General features: G+C 69.5%; 15 protein-coding genes. 12 read left to right on the forward strand and 3 right to left on the reverse strand.

The genetic code is table 11. From position 1 onward, the window contains the following. Window positions 1-67: 67 nt before the first annotated feature. Genes ACS5PN_RS22355 through ACS5PN_RS22365 form a run of 3 tightly spaced genes read right to left on the reverse strand, consistent with a single transcriptional unit; the run spans window position 68 to window position 4,573 of the window. Window positions 68-2,341 carry a hypothetical protein gene (locus ACS5PN_RS22355; protein WP_439466212.1) on the reverse strand — a complete coding sequence of 758 codons (2,274 nt, stop codon included), beginning with the start codon at window positions 2,339-2,341 and terminating at the stop codon, window positions 68-70. Next, window positions 2,338-3,012 (reverse strand): hypothetical protein, encoded by a 675-nt coding sequence (locus ACS5PN_RS22360; RefSeq protein ID WP_439466213.1) that lies wholly within the window; start codon window positions 3,010-3,012, stop codon window positions 2,338-2,340. Before ACS5PN_RS22360 ends, ACS5PN_RS22355 begins: the two co-directional genes overlap by 4 nt. A gap of 10 nt (window positions 3,013-3,022) precedes the next feature. Continuing rightward, the gene (locus tag ACS5PN_RS22365; RefSeq protein WP_439466214.1) at window positions 3,023-4,573 is read right to left on the reverse strand and encodes a helicase HerA-like domain-containing protein; all 1,551 of its coding nucleotides are present in this window, start codon (window positions 4,571-4,573) and stop codon (window positions 3,023-3,025) included. A gap of 85 nt (window positions 4,574-4,658) precedes the next feature. Between ACS5PN_RS22365 and ACS5PN_RS22370 the strand changes: the two genes are divergently transcribed. The 12 genes from ACS5PN_RS22370 to ybgF all read left to right on the forward strand — a co-directional run bounded on the left by ACS5PN_RS22370 (window position 4,659) and on the right by ybgF (window position 15,114). Further along, window positions 4,659-5,381, forward strand: coding sequence for a YebC/PmpR family DNA-binding transcriptional regulator (locus tag ACS5PN_RS22370; protein ID WP_439466215.1), 723 nt, complete (start codon window positions 4,659-4,661; stop codon window positions 5,379-5,381). Next, window positions 5,381-6,667, forward strand: a complete 1,287-nt coding sequence (purD, locus tag ACS5PN_RS22375) for a phosphoribosylamine--glycine ligase (RefSeq protein ID WP_439466216.1) — start codon at window positions 5,381-5,383, stop codon at window positions 6,665-6,667. Before ACS5PN_RS22370 ends, purD begins: the two co-directional genes overlap by 1 nt. After that, window positions 6,664-7,284 carry a 1-acyl-sn-glycerol-3-phosphate acyltransferase gene (locus ACS5PN_RS22380; RefSeq protein ID WP_439466217.1) on the forward strand — a complete coding sequence of 207 codons (621 nt, stop codon included), beginning with the start codon at window positions 6,664-6,666 and terminating at the stop codon, window positions 7,282-7,284. The genes purD and ACS5PN_RS22380 overlap by 4 nt, the downstream gene beginning before the upstream one ends. Beyond that, entirely contained in the window at window positions 7,281-8,216 is a 936-nt protein-coding gene (hemF, locus tag ACS5PN_RS22385; RefSeq protein ID WP_439466218.1) for an oxygen-dependent coproporphyrinogen oxidase, read from the forward strand. The genes ACS5PN_RS22380 and hemF overlap by 4 nt, the downstream gene beginning before the upstream one ends. Next, on the forward strand, window positions 8,207-8,800 hold the full coding sequence (nadD, locus tag ACS5PN_RS22390; protein ID WP_439466219.1) for a nicotinate-nucleotide adenylyltransferase: 594 nt from the start codon (window positions 8,207-8,209) through the stop codon (window positions 8,798-8,800). The genes hemF and nadD overlap by 10 nt, the downstream gene beginning before the upstream one ends. After that, window positions 8,801-9,499: a ribosome silencing factor gene (rsfS, locus tag ACS5PN_RS22395; RefSeq protein ID WP_439466220.1), complete on the forward strand. Its 699-nt coding sequence runs from the start codon at window positions 8,801-8,803 to the stop codon at window positions 9,497-9,499. Beyond that, on the forward strand, window positions 9,499-9,966 hold the full coding sequence (rlmH, locus tag ACS5PN_RS22400) for a 23S rRNA (pseudouridine(1915)-N(3))-methyltransferase RlmH (protein ID WP_439466221.1): 468 nt from the start codon (window positions 9,499-9,501) through the stop codon (window positions 9,964-9,966). Before rsfS ends, rlmH begins: the two co-directional genes overlap by 1 nt. Next, window positions 9,959-10,561: a Maf family protein gene (locus tag ACS5PN_RS22405; RefSeq protein ID WP_439466222.1), complete on the forward strand. Its 603-nt coding sequence runs from the start codon at window positions 9,959-9,961 to the stop codon at window positions 10,559-10,561. Before rlmH ends, ACS5PN_RS22405 begins: the two co-directional genes overlap by 8 nt. A gap of 62 nt (window positions 10,562-10,623) precedes the next feature. Then, a complete protein-coding gene (rng, locus tag ACS5PN_RS22410) occupies window positions 10,624-12,108 on the forward strand; it encodes a ribonuclease G (protein ID WP_439466223.1) in 1,485 nt (494 codons plus the stop codon). A gap of 292 nt (window positions 12,109-12,400) precedes the next feature. Then, window positions 12,401-13,690, forward strand: coding sequence for a Tol-Pal system beta propeller repeat protein TolB (gene tolB / locus ACS5PN_RS22415; protein ID WP_439466224.1), 1,290 nt, complete (start codon window positions 12,401-12,403; stop codon window positions 13,688-13,690). Between the two features lie 99 nt (window positions 13,691-13,789). Beyond that, window positions 13,790-14,329, forward strand: coding sequence for a peptidoglycan-associated lipoprotein Pal (pal, locus tag ACS5PN_RS22420; RefSeq protein ID WP_439466225.1), 540 nt, complete (start codon window positions 13,790-13,792; stop codon window positions 14,327-14,329). A gap of 2 nt (window positions 14,330-14,331) precedes the next feature. Then, a complete protein-coding gene (gene ybgF / locus ACS5PN_RS22425; RefSeq protein ID WP_439466226.1) occupies window positions 14,332-15,114 on the forward strand; it encodes a tol-pal system protein YbgF in 783 nt (260 codons plus the stop codon). The last annotated feature ends 2 nt before the right edge of the window (window positions 15,115-15,116 follow it).

Here is a 15,116-nt window from a genome sequence, read left to right on the forward strand (position 1 = left end):
CCGCAGGGCGGTGGCGTTGGAGCAGTCTGCCCCAAGGCCCGCACGCCGTCGACCCGAAAAGAGGCGCTCAGCGATACCAGTAGGGGGACTTGGCCGCCCAAGGCGACTGCGGGAAGCGCTTGTGCAGCAGTGCATGCATGGCCTTGGAGCGCGTGCCGTTGTCGGCGTCGACGCAGCCGCCGCGCGTGGACTGCACGCCCACATAAAGCAGCCAGTCGAGGTCGGCCGGCGCGGGCTGGCGGCGGGCGACCTCCTGCACCCAGCGGGCGTAGGCGCCAGTCGCCGTGCCCTGGGCGGCGAGCGCCGTGCGTTCGGCGGCCAGCTCGGGGCTGGCCTCGGCCGGCGGCAGCGGCGGCGCGCGCTCGACCTCGGCATCGCCCAGGCCATCGTGCTCGGCTTCAGCCAGCGTGCACCAGGCGCCGGCAACGGCGTCTTCCGGCTTGACCGTCTCCGGGCGGTTGCCGCTGTCCTCATCATTGCCCGAGCCGCTGTAGAGCTTGGCTGACAGGTCGTGGCGCAGGCCTGCGCGCCAGATCGCGTCGCGACGGGCCTCGGCGCTGCGGGCCGCGAGATAGGGCTGCACGGCGGGGGCATGGCGGCGATCCAGCGTCTGCATCAACTGGGCTGCCGCGCGGGCGCGGTCGGCCTGGCCGATGAACTCGGCCCGCCACCACAGGGCCCCGGCCAGCGTCAGCCGCAGCGGCGCGGGCAGGGCCTTGCCTTCGACGAGGCCCTGCCATTGCGCCAGCGTCAGCCGGGTGGCGATATAGGCCGCACTGTCAGCGGCCAACGCGAACTTGACGCTCTCGGCCGGCCCTTGGGCGCGGGTGTCGGGGTCGCGCCAGCCGCTCCAGGCGCGGGCCAGCCAGGGCGTGGCTTCGTCGAGGTTGCGCGCCAGCGCCAGGCCTTGCTGGGCCACGAGGTTGTGGGCGCCGGCCGATGCCTTGGCCAGGGCCGCGGCACGCGGCAGCAAGGCGCGGGCGGCTTCCGGCTGGCCGCTCTCGCGCAGCAGGCGCAGCTGCTGCCAGCGCAACGTGGCCGAGGCCGGGTGGCCGTCGGCCACGCGGGCGCCGGCCAGCAGCAGGGCGTCGACATCGGCGCGTGCGGTCTTGGCGCCGTCGGCGCAACTAAGGGCCGGTACCAGCCACAGCGCGGCCTTGGGGGCGCGACGCCACTCGGCCAGCGCGTGCTGGAGGGCGGTGGCACGGATGGTGGCCTCGGCCTCGCAGGCCTGCAGCGTGCTGGCCCAGTCCAGCAAGGGATCGGCGGCCTGCTCGCGCTGGCGCAGCTCGGCCTTGCCGTCGTAGCGCGCATCGGCCAGGCGCACCCAGTCGGCCAGGGTCTGGCGGCCGGGCGCGCGGTCCAGCAGGCGCAGTTCGGCGCCGAGCGCGGCCAGGCGCGGCACGGGCTTCAGCTTGGCTTGGGCGAGTGCGATCAGCTCCCGCGCGCCGCGCAGGGCCGGTGCGGCCTCGGGGTTGCGTGCGGCGATGGGGGCGAGGCGGTCGGCGCCGGCCTGCAGGCGGCGCAGCAGGGCCTCGGCCTCGGCGGCGGGTTCGGGGCGCAATTTGTCGCTCAGCGCCGCCTCGCGCAACTGGGTGCGCAGCAAGGCCAGCGCGGCCCAGGCCTGCCAGGGATGGGTGTCGTCACGAGCGATGGGCTCGAAGCCGGCGCCGGCGGCGGGCCAGTCGGCCGCGTAGAAGGCAGCCGCGGCGCGCTGGTAGTCGCGCGCCTGGCGCCAGAACAGAGGTTCGCGGGCGGCCAGGGCCTCGGGGCGCTGCAGCACGCTGCCGTCGGGGCGGCAGTGCTCGAAGACCTGGTCCTGGGCCTGCACCCAGGCGCGCAGCCGGTCCGGCGTGGCGTCATTGCGCTGGCGCAGCCGCGCCAGGGTTTGCGTGGCGAACGCGAAGGCGGGATCGGGGCAGTTCAGGAAACCGTCCCAGTCGTTCTTGTCCAGGGGCTTGATGGGTTGGGGAGCGGCGCGTGGTGCGGGCTGGCCGGCCTGGCTGCGGGCTTCCAGCCAGGCCTTGATGCCGGGCGTCGCGGGCCCGTCCATGGCGACCTGCAGCGCGCCGCCATCGCAGCAGGCCAGGCGCCAGGCCTCCTCGGAGATGGGCTGCAGCGGCCGGCCGGCGTCGGCGCTGGCCAGCGCGCGCCAGGCCGGGATCAGGTGCACGCGCGGATAGCTGGGCAACAGCATGCCGAGCTGGCCGTGCAGCCAGGCGTCAGCGGCCACATCGGGCATGTCGCGCTGCACAAACATGTCGGTGGGGCCGGCGCCGCTGGCCTGGGCGAAAGAGACCATGGCCGCGAGCAGGGCGGCGGTGAACAGGCGGAGCTTCATGGCGTGGCGATGGTGGATGAGGGCCAGAGGCGCTGCTGGGTTTCGGGCGTCCAGTGGGTGGCGGCGCCGCGCTGGAGATTGAACCAGTAACGTCGCGACCAGGTGGCGGGCAGACCCTCGGGCGGCGTCAAACTGGGGGTGAAGCCGCCGGCCTGGCGGCAGCGTGGCTGCAGTTGCGGCCCACCGGCTCGGGCTTGGGCGATCCAGGCGTCGGCGTCGCGGCCGAGCTGGAAGAACATCGGCACGATCTCGTCGGCTGCGAGAGGCGTGATCCAGGCGGCGCTGCGGCATTGCCAGGCCAGCACGGTGACGGAAAGCCGCGTCGATGGCGGCAGGGCCGCGCGGATCTCGCGCACCAGTGCGTGGTAGCTGTCGCGCTGCGAAGGCAGGGCCTCGAAGTCGAGCTGAACCCAGCCTCCCGCGGCGGCGCGCACGACGCGTTCGGTGATGGCGCGGCGCTGCCCGTCGTTCAGCGGCTCGGCACGGCGATGCGGCGCGGGCTGCACATGCACGACGGGGATGACGGTGCGGTCGCCCGCCGGCGGCAGCGCCCGGGCGCGCGGACGCTCGCGCAGGCCGGCGCCGTCGAGCTGGATCTGCGTGACCGTGACGGCCCAGGCGCTGGCCTGCAGCGGCGGGGCCTGGTGATCCCAGACCCAGGCGATGTCCATGCGGGGCTGTTCAGCGCCGGCGACTGCCGCTTCCGCCCAGGATGCTGCCCAGCACGCCGCGGATGATCTCGCGGCCGACGGCCGAGCCGATGCTGCGCACGGCCGACTTGGCCGCCGTCTCGGCCAGGCCGGCATGGTGGGCGCCGCGCGGGCCGGTGGTGCCGAAGAGCACGTCCTTCAAGCTGTCCATCATGCCGCCGCCGGCCTGGGCAGGCGCCGGCGCGGCGGCCGTGCCGCCCTGGGGCAGCGGAGTGGCCGCGACACCGCCACCGGCCGGTGCTGCCGCGGTCTTGCCGTTGAGCTTCTCGTAGGCCGATTCGCGGTCGAGCTGCTTTTCGTAGACGCCGGCAACCAGCGAGTTGGCGACCAGCTGCTGGCGCTGCGCCGGCGTGATCGGGCCGATCTGGCTGCCCGGCGGCAGCACGAAGACGCGCTCCGTGATGCTGGGCCGGCCGTGGTCGTCCAGCAGGCTGACCAGGGCCTCGCCGACGGCCAGCTCGGTGATGGCGGTGGCGATGTCCAGCCCGGGCTTGGCGCGCATGGTGTCGGCGGCGCTCTTGACGGCCTTCTGGTCGCGCGGCGTGAAGGCGCGCAGCGCATGCTGCACGCGGTTGCCGAGCTGGCCCAGCACGGCGTCGGGGATGTCCAGCGGGTTCTGGGTCACGAAATAGACGCCCACGCCCTTGGAGCGCACCAGGCGCACGACCAGCTCGATGCGCTCGACCAGCGCGTCCGGCGCATCCTTGAACAGCAGGTGGGCCTCGTCGAAGAAGAACACCAGCTTGGGCTTGTCCAGGTCGCCAACCTCGGGCAGGGTCTCGAACAGCTCGCTCAGCATCCACAGCAGGAAGGTCGCGTACAGCCGCGGCGAGTTCATCAGCTTGTCGGCGGCCAGCACATTGATGACGCCGAGACCGGACTCGGTCTGCATGAAGTCGGCGATGTTCAGCATGGGCTCGCCGAAGAACTTGTCGCCGCCCTGGGCCTCGATCTGAAGCAGGCCGCGCTGGATGGCGCCGACGCTGGCGGCCGAGACATTGCCGTACTGGGTGGTGAACTGACTCGCGTTGTCGCCCACGTGCTGCAGCATGGCGCGCAGGTCCTTCAGGTCCAGCAGCAGCAGGCCGTTGTCGTCGGCGATCTTGAACACCATCTGCAGCACGCCGGCCTGGGTCTCGTTCAGGGCCAGCATGCGGGCCAGCAGCAGCGGACCCATGTCGGACACGGTGGCGCGCACCGGGTGGCCCTGCTCACCGAAAACGTCCCACAGCGTGGTCGGGCAAGCGATCTTCTCCGGCGCTTCCAGGCCGCGGTCCTTCAGCACGCCGAGCAGCTTCTCGCTGGGATTGCCGGACTGGCTGATGCCGGTCAGGTCGCCCTTCACGTCGGCCATGAAAACGGGCACGCCGAGCCTGGAAAAGCTCTCCGCCAGCTTCTGCAGGCTGATGGTCTTGCCGGTGCCGGTGGCACCGGTGATGAGGCCGTGGCGGTTGGCCAGCGCGGGCAGCAGCAGGCACTCGGTGGCCGGGTTCCGGGCCAGCAGGATGGGGTCGGTCGTCATGATGCCTGGGGCGCTCCTCTAAAATCTCGCTTCTGCCAACGATAAATCAGGCCGCTGCCTTGTCAGCCGCCGGGAGCCAAACCTTATGGCCGGACATTCCAAATGGGCCAATATCCAACACCGCAAAGGCCGCCAGGACGAGAAGCGCGGCAAGATCTGGACGCGCATCATTCGTGAAATCTCGGTCGCCGCCCGCCAGGGTGGCCCGGACATCAAGGACAACCCGCGCCTGCGTCTGGCCGTCGACAAGGCCAAGGCCGCCAACATGCCGGCCGACCGCATCAAGTACAACATCGACAAGGCCAGCGGCAATATCGATGGCCTGACCTACGAGGAAATCCGCTACGAAGGCTATGGCATCGGCGGCGCGGCCATCATGATCGACACGATGACGGACAACCGTGTCCGCACCGTGGCCGAAGTGCGCCACGCCTTCAGCAAATACGGCGGCAACATGGGCACGGACGGCTCGGTGGCCTTCCAGTTCAAGCATTGCGGCCAGCTGCTGTTCGCGCCCGGCACGTCGGAAGACAAGGTCATGGAAGTGGCCCTGGACGCCGGTGCCGAAGACGTCGTCACCGGTGACGACGGCGCCATCGAGGTGCTGACCGCCCCCGCCGACTACGAAGCCGTCAAGGCCGCCCTGGAGGCCGCGGGCCTCACGCCCGAACTGTCCGAAGTGACCATGCGCGCCGAAAACACCATCGAGCTGAGCGGCGAAGACGCCGAGCGCATGCAGAAGCTGCTGGATGTCATCGAAGACCTGGACGATACGCAAGCCGTCTATCACAACGCCGAGCTGAACTGATGCGAGTCCTTGTCATTGGCAATGGTGGCCGCGAGCATGCGCTGGCCTGGAAACTGGCCCAGGGCGAGCGCGTCAGCCAGGTCTATGTGGCCCCCGGCAACGGCGGCACGGCGCGCGATGAGCGGCTGGAGACCGTGCCCATCGGCATGACCGATGTGAAGGCCCTGGCCGACTTCGCCGTCGAACAGAAGATCACGCTGACCGTCGTCGGCCCCGAGGCTTCGCTGGCCGCCGGTGTCGTCGACGAATTCCGCGCGCGCGGACTGCGCATCTTCGGCCCCACCAAGGCGGCCGCCCAGCTCGAGAGCTCCAAGGCCTTCGCCAAGGACTTCATGAAGCGCCACGGCATCCCGACGGCCGCCTACGAGACCTTCTCCGACCCGGCGGCCGCCCACGCCTATGTGGACGGCCGCGGCGCCCCCATCGTCATCAAGGCCGACGGCCTGGCGGCGGGCAAGGGCGTCGTCGTCGCCATGACACTGGCGGAGGCCCACGAGGCGATCTCGTGGATCCTGGAAGACAACAAGCTCGGCGTGACCCACAACGCCGGTGGCGCGCGCGTCGTCATCGAGGATTTCCTGGCCGGCGAGGAGGCCAGCTTCATCGTCGTCTGCGACGGCAGGCAGGTGGTGTCCCTGGCCACCAGCCAGGACCACAAGCGCCTGCTGGACGGCGATGCCGGCCCCAACACGGGCGGCATGGGTGCCTATTCGCCCGCGCCGGTCGTCACGCCCAATGTGCATGCCAAGGTCATGCACGAGATCATCCAGCCGACCATCGCCGGCATGGCCAAGGACGGCCATCCCTTCACCGGCTTCCTGTATGCCGGCCTGATGATCGATGACCACGGCCAGCCGCGCACCGTCGAGTTCAACACCCGCATGGGCGACCCCGAGACCCAGCCCATCATGATGCGCATGAAGAGCGACCTCTTCGAGCTGATGATGCATGCCACCGATGGGACTCTGGACCAGGTCGAACTGCAATGGGACCGCCGCGTGGCGCTCGGCGTCGTGCTGGCGGCCGAGGGCTATCCGCTCAACCCGCGCAAGGGCGACGCCATCAGCGGCCTGCCGGCCGACGAGGACGAGGCCATGGTCTTTCACGCCGGCACGGCGGTGGTCGACGGGACGCTCGTCACCAGCGGCGGCCGCGTGCTCTGCGTGACGGCCCTGGGCGAATCCGTGCGCACGGCGGCCCAGCGCGCCTATGACACGGCCTCCGGCATCCAGTTCGCCGGACGCCAGTACCGCTCCGACATCGGCCACCGGGCCATCAAGCGTTGAGCCAGGCTCCCGCCGTCCTGTCCGGGCCGCTGCATCCTCACGGCCACCAGAGCCGCACGGCGCGCGCCGTGCTGCGGCTGTTCGGCTGGACGGTGGAGTCACCCGGGCTGCCGGCGGAGCAGGGCGTCATCCTGGTCTATCCGCACACGTCCAACTGGGACTTCGTCATCGGCATCCTCGCCAAATGGGCCCTGGGCCTGCAGTTGCGCTTCTGGGGCAAGGACAGCCTGTTCAAGGTGCCGCTGCTGGGCCGCTGGGTGCGTTGGATCGGGGGCGTGGCGGTGGACCGCAGCAGCCGGCATGGCATCGTCGACGACACGGCCAGGCAGATGCGCGAGGCCGCCGTGCGCGGCGAGCGCTTCTGGCTCGCCGTGGCGCCCGAGGGCACGCGGTCGCTGTCCACCGGCTGGCGCACCGGCGCCTACCAGGTGGCCGTGCAGGCCGGGGTGCCGGTCGGCCTTTGTTACTTTGACTTCCAGACCCGCACGGTATCCCTGACCCGCTTCGTTCAGTTGACGGGTAACGTTGACACCGATTTCGCAGCCTTTGCCGACTACTTCGGCCACCGCGTGGGCAAGCGCCCCGAGCTGGCCAGCCCCATCCGTCCGCGCTCATGAACACGCAAGTCGTCCGCGACTATCTGCTGGGTCTGCAGCAGCGCATCGTCAGCGCGCTGGAGGCGGCCGACGGCAATGCCTTCATGAGCGACGGCTGGACGCGCGAGCCGGGCGGCCGGCTGGAAGGCGACGGCCTGTCACGCCTCATCGAGGGCGGCTCGGTGTTCGAGCGCGGCGGCGTCAACTTCTCGCATGTGAAGGGGCGCGTGCTGCCGCCTTCGGCCACCCAGCACCGACCCGAACTGGCCGGCGCGCCTTTCGAGGCCCTGGGCGTGTCCCTCGTGCTGCACCCGCACAACCCCTTTGTGCCGACGGTGCACATGAATGTGCGCGCCTTCATCGCTCTGCCGCCGGATGCGCCGGCCGTGACCTGGTTTGGCGGCGGCATGGACCTGACGCCTTATTACGGCTACGAACGCGACGCCCAGCATTTCCACCGCACCTGTCGCGACGCGCTGGCGCCGCATGGTGCGGAGCTGCATCCGAAGTTCAAGGCCTGGTGCGACGACTACTTCTTCCTGAAGCACCGCCAGGAGCCGCGCGGCATCGGCGGCATCTTCTTCGACGACTTCGCCGATGGGGGCTTCGACGCCGGCTTTGCGTTGATGCGCTCGGTGGGCGACGCCTTCCTGCAGGCTTATCTGCCCATCCTCGAGCGCCGCCAGGGCTATGCCTATGGCGAGCGCGAGCGCGACTTCCAGGCCTACCGGCGCGGCCGCTATGTCGAGTTCAACCTGGTGTGGGATCGCGGCACGCTGTTCGGCCTGCAGTCGGGCGGCCGCACCGAGTCCATCCTGATGTCCATGCCGCCGCAGGTGAAGTGGCGCTACGACTGGACGCCCGAGGCGGGCACGCCCGAGGCGCGGCTGTACAGCGACTTCCTGCGCCCCCGGGACTGGGCCGAAGAGACGCCGACCGCACTATGGCTGTAAAGCTCGCCATCTTCGGCGGGAGTTTCGACCCGCCCCATCTCGGTCACCTGGCCTTCGCCCGCTTCGCGCTGGACGCGCTGGCGCCGGACCAACTCGTCTGGCTGCCCGCGGGCCGGCAATGGCAGAAGCCCGACCAGGTCATGGCTGCCGCCGTGCACCGCTCGAGCATGATCCGCCGCCTCATCGCCGGCGAGCCACGCTTTGTGCTGGACGATCGCGAGCTGCATCGCCGCGGTCCCAGCTTCACGGCCGATACCCTGCGAGAATTCGCCGGCCAGAACCCGGGCGCCGAGTTGATGTTCCTGATCGGCCAGGACCAGTACGGGCGCCTGCCGAGCTGGTACCAGGTGGAGACGGTCACCGCGCTGGCGACCCTGGTCGTCGTGCCGCGTGCCGGCGAGGCCGTCGTCACGCCGCCGGGCCTGCCGGCCCATCGCCTGCAGGTGCTGGCCCTGCCCGATTTACCCCTTTCGTCCACCGCCGTACGCGACGCCGTCGCGCGTGGCGAGGACATCAGCCCCATGGTGGGCGCCGAGGTGGCGAGCTATATTGCCTCGCACCGCCTCTACGAGAAGAAGCACTGAATGGACATCCGCAAGCTGCAACGCGCCATCGTCGATGGCCTCGAAGACGTGAAGGCCCAGAACATCGTCGTGTTCAACACCGAGCATCTGTCGCCGCTGTTCGAGCGCGTCATCATCGCCTCGGGCACGAGCAACCGGCAGACCAAGGCCCTCGCGTCCAGCGTGCGTGAAACGGTCAAGGGCCGCGGCATGCAGGTCATGCGTACCGAGGGCGAGGACAACGGTGAATGGATCATCGTGGACTGCGGCGCCGCCGTCGTGCACGTGATGCAGCCCGCCATCCGCGACTACTACCACCTCGAGGAAATCTGGGGCGACAAGCCGGTCAAGATCAAGGTCGGCAGCGGCGAGGTCAAGCTCGTGAAGGCTTCGGAAGAACCGGCGCCGGCCAAGAAGGCCGCACCTGCGAAGAAGGCTGCAGCACCTGCGAAGAAGGCCCCGGCGGCCAAGAAGGCGGCGCCTGCCGCCAAGAAGCCCGCCGCCAAGAAGGCGCCGAGCCGTGTCGTGGGCGCCCAGACGCCGGCGGCCAAGACCGTCAAGGTCGGCGCTGCCAAGCCTGCCGCCAAAAAGCCCGCGGCCAAGAAGACGCCGGTCAAGACCACGGTCGGCGTGAAGAAGGCCGCACCCGCCAAGACGGCGGCCGCCAAGGTCGTCGCCAAGAAAGCCCCGGCCAAGAAGACGGCTGCCAAGAAGGGCTGATGCGCCTTTTTCTCGTCGCCGTGGGCCAGCGCCAGCCGGCCTGGGCCGACACGGCCTATGAAGACTTCGCCAAGCGCTTTCCGCCCGAGCTCAAGCTCGAGCTGAAGGCCGTCAAGGCCGAGACGCGCGGCAGCAAGACGGCCGAGCAGCTGATGGCGGCCGAGGCGGCGCGCATCGAGGCCGCCTTGCCGAAAGGCGTGCGCCGCATCATCCTGGACGAGCGCGGCGAGCGTCGCACCTCGGTGCAACTGGCCGAACGCCTCAAGCTGTGGATGGGTGAGGGCCGTGACGCGGCGCTGGTCATTGGTGGGCCGGATGGCCTGCACCCCGACCTCAAGGCGACGGCCGACGAGACGCTGCGCCTGTCCGACCTGACCCTGCCCCATGCCTTTGCCCGCGTGCTGCTGGCGGAGGGCTTGTACCGCGCCTGGACGGTCACCACCGGTCACCCGTATCACCGTGAATAACTTGGTCTACCTCGCCTCGCAAAGCCCGCGCCGCCGCCAGCTGCTGGAGCAGATCGGCATCCGGCATGAGTTGCTGCTGCCGGGCGCCGACGAGGATGCCGAGGCGTTGGAAGCCGTGCAGGCGGACGAGCTGCCCGAGACCTATTGCGCCCGCGTCACGGCTGCCAAGCTCGATGCGGCGCTGGCGCGTCTGGCCGCACGCGGCCTGCCGCCGGCACCCATCCTGTGCGCCGACACGACGGTGGCCGTGGACAACCTCATCCTCGGCAAGCCCGAGAGCGATGCCGACGCGGCCCGCATGCTGGGCCTGATGTCGGGCCGCACGCACAGGGTCATCACGGCCGTGGCCGTGGCGGACGCGAGCCGCCGCGCGGCGACGTTGAACGTCTCGCAGGTCGAGTTCGCGCCGCTGTCGGCCGCCCAGATCGAGCGCTACGTCGCCAGCCGGGAACCCTTCGGCAAGGCCGGCGCCTATGCGATTCAAAGTCAGGCAGCGGCCTGGATCGTGAAGATTGCCGGCAGCTACTCAGGCATCATGGGGTTGCCCCTCTATGAGACGGCCCAGCTGTTGGACAAATTTGGCTTTGAGTTTTGACGCTTGAGTTTTGATGCATGCCGCTCCGGCCGGCGGCAAGCATCAGCATTCAAGGATGAGAGATGGAAGACATCCTGATCAACTGGTCACCGCAGGAGACGCGAGTGGCCGTGGTCGAGAACGGCGCGGTGCAGGAGCTGCACATCGAGCGCACGTTGGAGCGGGGCCTGGTCGGCAACGTCTATCTCGGCAAGGTCGTGCGCGTGCTTCCGGGCATGCAGTCGGCTTTCATCGACATCGGCCTGGAGCGGGCAGCATTCCTGCACGTGGCCGACCTGCACAGCGCCTCGCAGTTCGGCCATGGCCGACACCAGAACGCCGACGCGCCGCCCACGCCCATCGAGCGCCTCGTCTTCGAAGGCCAGCCGCTGACGGTGCAGGTCATCAAGGACCCGATCGGCACCAAGGGCGCGCGTCTTTCCAGCCAGATCAGCGTTGCCGGGCGCATGCTGGTCTATCTGCCGCAGGACGAGCACATCGGCATCAGCCAGAAGATCGGTTCGCCGGAGACGCGTGAGGCCTTGCGCGCGCGCATGGTGGCCCTGGTGGGCACCAAGGAGCAGGGCGGTGGTGGTGGCTTCATCCTGCGCACGAATGCGGAAGACGCCTCCGATGAGGAGCTGGCCGCCGACATCGCCTATCTGCGCAAGACCTGGCAGCAGATCCGCGCAGGTGCGCTGACGACGCCGCCGGCCAGCCTGCTGCACCAGGACCTGAGCCTGGTCGAGCGCGTGCTGCGCGACCTGACCAGCGAGCGCACCGGCTCCATCCGCATCGACTCCAAGATGCAGTACGACGTGCTGCGCGGCTTCGGCGAGACCTTCATGCCGGCCGCCACGGCCAAGCTGGAGCATTACCGCGGCGAGCGGCCCATCTTCGACTTGTGCAATGTCGACGCCGAGATCGCACGCGCGCTGGCGCGCAAGGTGGAATTGAAGTCGGGCGGGTCGCTGGTCTTCGACCAGACCGAGGCGATGACGACCATCGACGTCAACACCGGCGGCTTCGTCGGCGCCAAGAACTTCGACGACACCATCTTCAAGACCAACCTCGAGGCGGCCGGCGCGATCGCCCGCCAGCTGCGCCTGAGGAATCTCGGCGGCATCATCATCGTCGACTTCATCGACATGACGCGCGAGGAGCACAAGACGGCCGTGCTGGCCGAGTTCCGCAAGCAGCTGGGGCGCGACCGCACCAAGGTCACGGTGGGTGGCTTCACCCAGCTCGGCCTGGTGGAGATGACGAGGAAGCGCACGCGCGAGTCGCTGGCCCGCATGCTCTGCGAGCCCTGCCCGACCTGCGAGGGCCGCGGCCAGGTGAAGACGGCGCGCTCGGTCTGCTACGACATCCTGCGCGAGATCCTGCGCGAGGCGCGCCAGTTCTCGCCGCGCGAGTTCCGCGTCGTGGCGGCCGCCAATGTCGTCGAGATGATGCTGGACGAAGAGAGCGCCCATCTGGCCGGCCTGTCCGACTTCATCGGCAAGCCCATCTCGCTGACGGCCGAGCCGACCAACCAGACCGAGCATTACGACATCGTCTTGTTGTGAGCCCCTCGCCTGGCCTCGCCGCGCTGAACGCAGGCGAGTCCAATCGGTCTTGCAGACCGCGCTGTGGCAGACGCCGCAGCTCTTCAGCAGGCACATGCCGCCCACTGGGCGCCATGGGTCCGGCTTCAGCCCCCGCGGGGACGGCGATGCACGTGGCATAGAGCCCCGTGCACATCGCCCGCGGGCCAGCTTGGGAGCGGCCCGGCGCTTTCCCGCGTTGTAAAAACCGTGTGACGGGGATGCGGCCTTGTCCGACGTTACAACTTGCGCAGCTGCGGCAAAATCGCGCGCCATGCTCGCATCTCCTGCAAACGTCTCCCGCCGCCGCAGCCTTGCGGCCCTCGCCGCTCTGGGCGCTGGCCCCACGCTCGCCCAGGTCCGCATCGACATCGCCGGCTATGGCGGTTCGCGCTACCCCATGGCCATCGTCGACTTCCGCGACGATGGCAAGGTCTCGACCCAGCCCATCGCGGCCATCGTGCGGGCCGACCTGGAGCGCAGCGGGCTGTTCCGCAGCGTCGACGCGCCGCCCGGCCTGAGCGAGACGAGCGTCCCCGCCTGGGCCGACTGGAAGGCGCGTCAGGCCGATGCCCTGGTCGCCGGGTCGGTCAACCGCCTCGCCGATGGCCGGCTGGACATCCGCTTCAAGCTCTGGGATGTGGCCAAGGGCACCGAGCTCGTCGGCCAGGCCCAGGCCGTGCATCCCGACGATGCACGCCTCGCGGCCCACCGCATCGCCGACACCATCTACGAAAAGCTCATCGGCGACAAGGGCGTGTTCGCGACGCGCATGGCCTATGTGACCAAGGCCGGCCCGCGCTACAGCCTTGTCGTTGCCGACGCGGACGGCGAGGGCGCCAAGGTGGCGCTGACCAGTCCCGAGCCCATCATCTCGCCGGCCTGGGCGCCCAATGGCCGCGAGCTGGCCTATGTGAGCTTCGAGAGCCGCAAAGCCACCGTGCGCATCCAGGACGTGCTGACCGGTGGCCGCCGCGTGCTGGCCGACTTCAAGGGCACCAACAGCGCGCCGGCCTGGTCGCCCGATGGCCAGCAGCTGGTGCTCAGCCTGTCGCGCGAAGGCGGTACCCAGCTTTTTGTCATCAACCGTGACGGCTCGGGCCTGCGCCGCCTGACGCAAAGCGGGGCCATCGACACCGAGGCCTGCTATGCGCCCGACGGCAGCAAGATCTATTTCGTCAGCGACCGCGGCGGCGGCCCGCAGATCTACCGCATGGCGGCCAGCGGTGGCAGCGCCGAGCGCGTGACCTTCAGCGGCAACTACAACATCAGCCCCGCCATCAGCCCCGATGGCCGCACCATGGCCTACATCACGCGGACCAGCGGCGCCTTCCGCCTGTCGGTGATGGACCTGGGCACCGGCCAGTCCCAGCAGATCAGCGAGGCCAACGACGACGAGAGTCCGGCCTTCGCGCCCAACGGCAAGCTCATCGTCTACGCCAGCCGCGCCGGCGGCAAGGAGGTGCTGATGACGACGACGCTGGACGGCAAGATCAAGACCCCCTTGCTCGTGACCCTGGTGGAAGTGCGTGAACCCACCTGGGGACCCTTTACCCGTCAGTAACTTGACAGCACCTGCCATGTTGGACAATGCAGCGCCCGCGCCGCCGATGGTGCTGTGCCCCCCATCCCCCGCCCCCCGTCCGTTGTGGAGACTCTTCGAATGAAACCGACCCTGTACGCACTCACCCTGATTGCCGCCGCCGCGCTGGTTGGCTGCAGCTCCCCCGTCAAGCTGGACGAGCCCAAGGACGTGCCGGTCGAGAACCGCCAACCGGCCCAGCCCCCGCAGGCGCAGAAGCCGGCTGAGCCGGCCCAGACCACCGTGCCGACCGTCGACCTGTTCACCCAGCTGAGCCAGGAAGCCAACGGCAGCGGCAAGCGCACCATCTACTTCGACTTCGACAGCGACGTCGTCAAGGAAGAGTACCGTCCCCTGGTCGACCTGCACGCCCGCCGCCTGAAGGCCCGTTCGCAAGCGGCCCTGATGCTTGAAGGCAACACCGACGAGCGCGGTGGCCGCGAGTACAACCTGGCCCTGGGCCAGCGTCGTGCCGAAGCCGTCGCCAAGTCGCTGACGCTGCTGGGCGCCGGTGCCAACCAGGTCGAAGCCGTCAGCTTCGGCAAGGAGCGCCCGGCCGTTCAAGGCGGTGGCGAAGAAGCCTGGGCCAAGAACCGCCGCGTCGAGCTGAAGGACAAGTGACAGTGAAGCGAGTGCTGCGACTGACGCTCATGGCGCTCGCCATGGGCGCGGCCTTCATGCAGCCGGCCCGCGCCGGCTTGTTCGAGGATGACGAAGCCCGCAAGGCCATCCTCGATCTGCGTGCCCAGGTCAAGGCCAACGAGGACGCCGCCAAGCAGCGTGCCGAGCAGCTCAACGCGCTGGTCCAGGATCAGCTCCAGCCGCTGCGTCGCAGCATGCTGGACCTGAACAGCCAGATCGACGCCCTGCGCGCCGAGATCGCCAAGCTGCGCGGCGCCAACGAGCAGCTCGCCCGCGACCTGTCCGACACGCAGCGCAAGCTGAGCGACCAGTCGCAGTCTGTCGAAGCCCGCTTCAAGCCGCTGGAGCCGCAGAAGGTCAGCCTGGATGGCCGTGAGTTCCAGGTCGGTCCGGATGAGCGCAATCAGTACGAAGCCGCCATCGGCCTCGTGCGCCGCGGCGACTTCGCCGAGGCCGTGGCCGCGCTGAATGCCTTCCTGAAGCGTTACCCCGCCAGCGGCTACACCGACTCGGTGCGCTTCTGGCTCGGCAACGCCCAGTACGGCAAGCGCGACTACAAGGACGCCATCGCGACCTTCAGGGCCTTCATCGCCGGCAATGCCGACCATCCGCGCGCCGGTGAAGCCCTGCTCGCCCTGGCCAACTGCCAGATCGAGCTGAAGGACAACAAGGCCGCGCGCCGCAGCCTCGAAGACCTCATCAAGGCTTACCCGAGCACCGAGGCCGCGCAAGCGGGCAAGGAACGCCTGCGTTCGTTGAAGTGATG

Source organism: Roseateles sp. NT4 (assembly GCF_051857475.1).
Classification (GTDB): domain Bacteria; phylum Pseudomonadota; class Gammaproteobacteria; order Burkholderiales; family Burkholderiaceae_C; genus Pelomonas.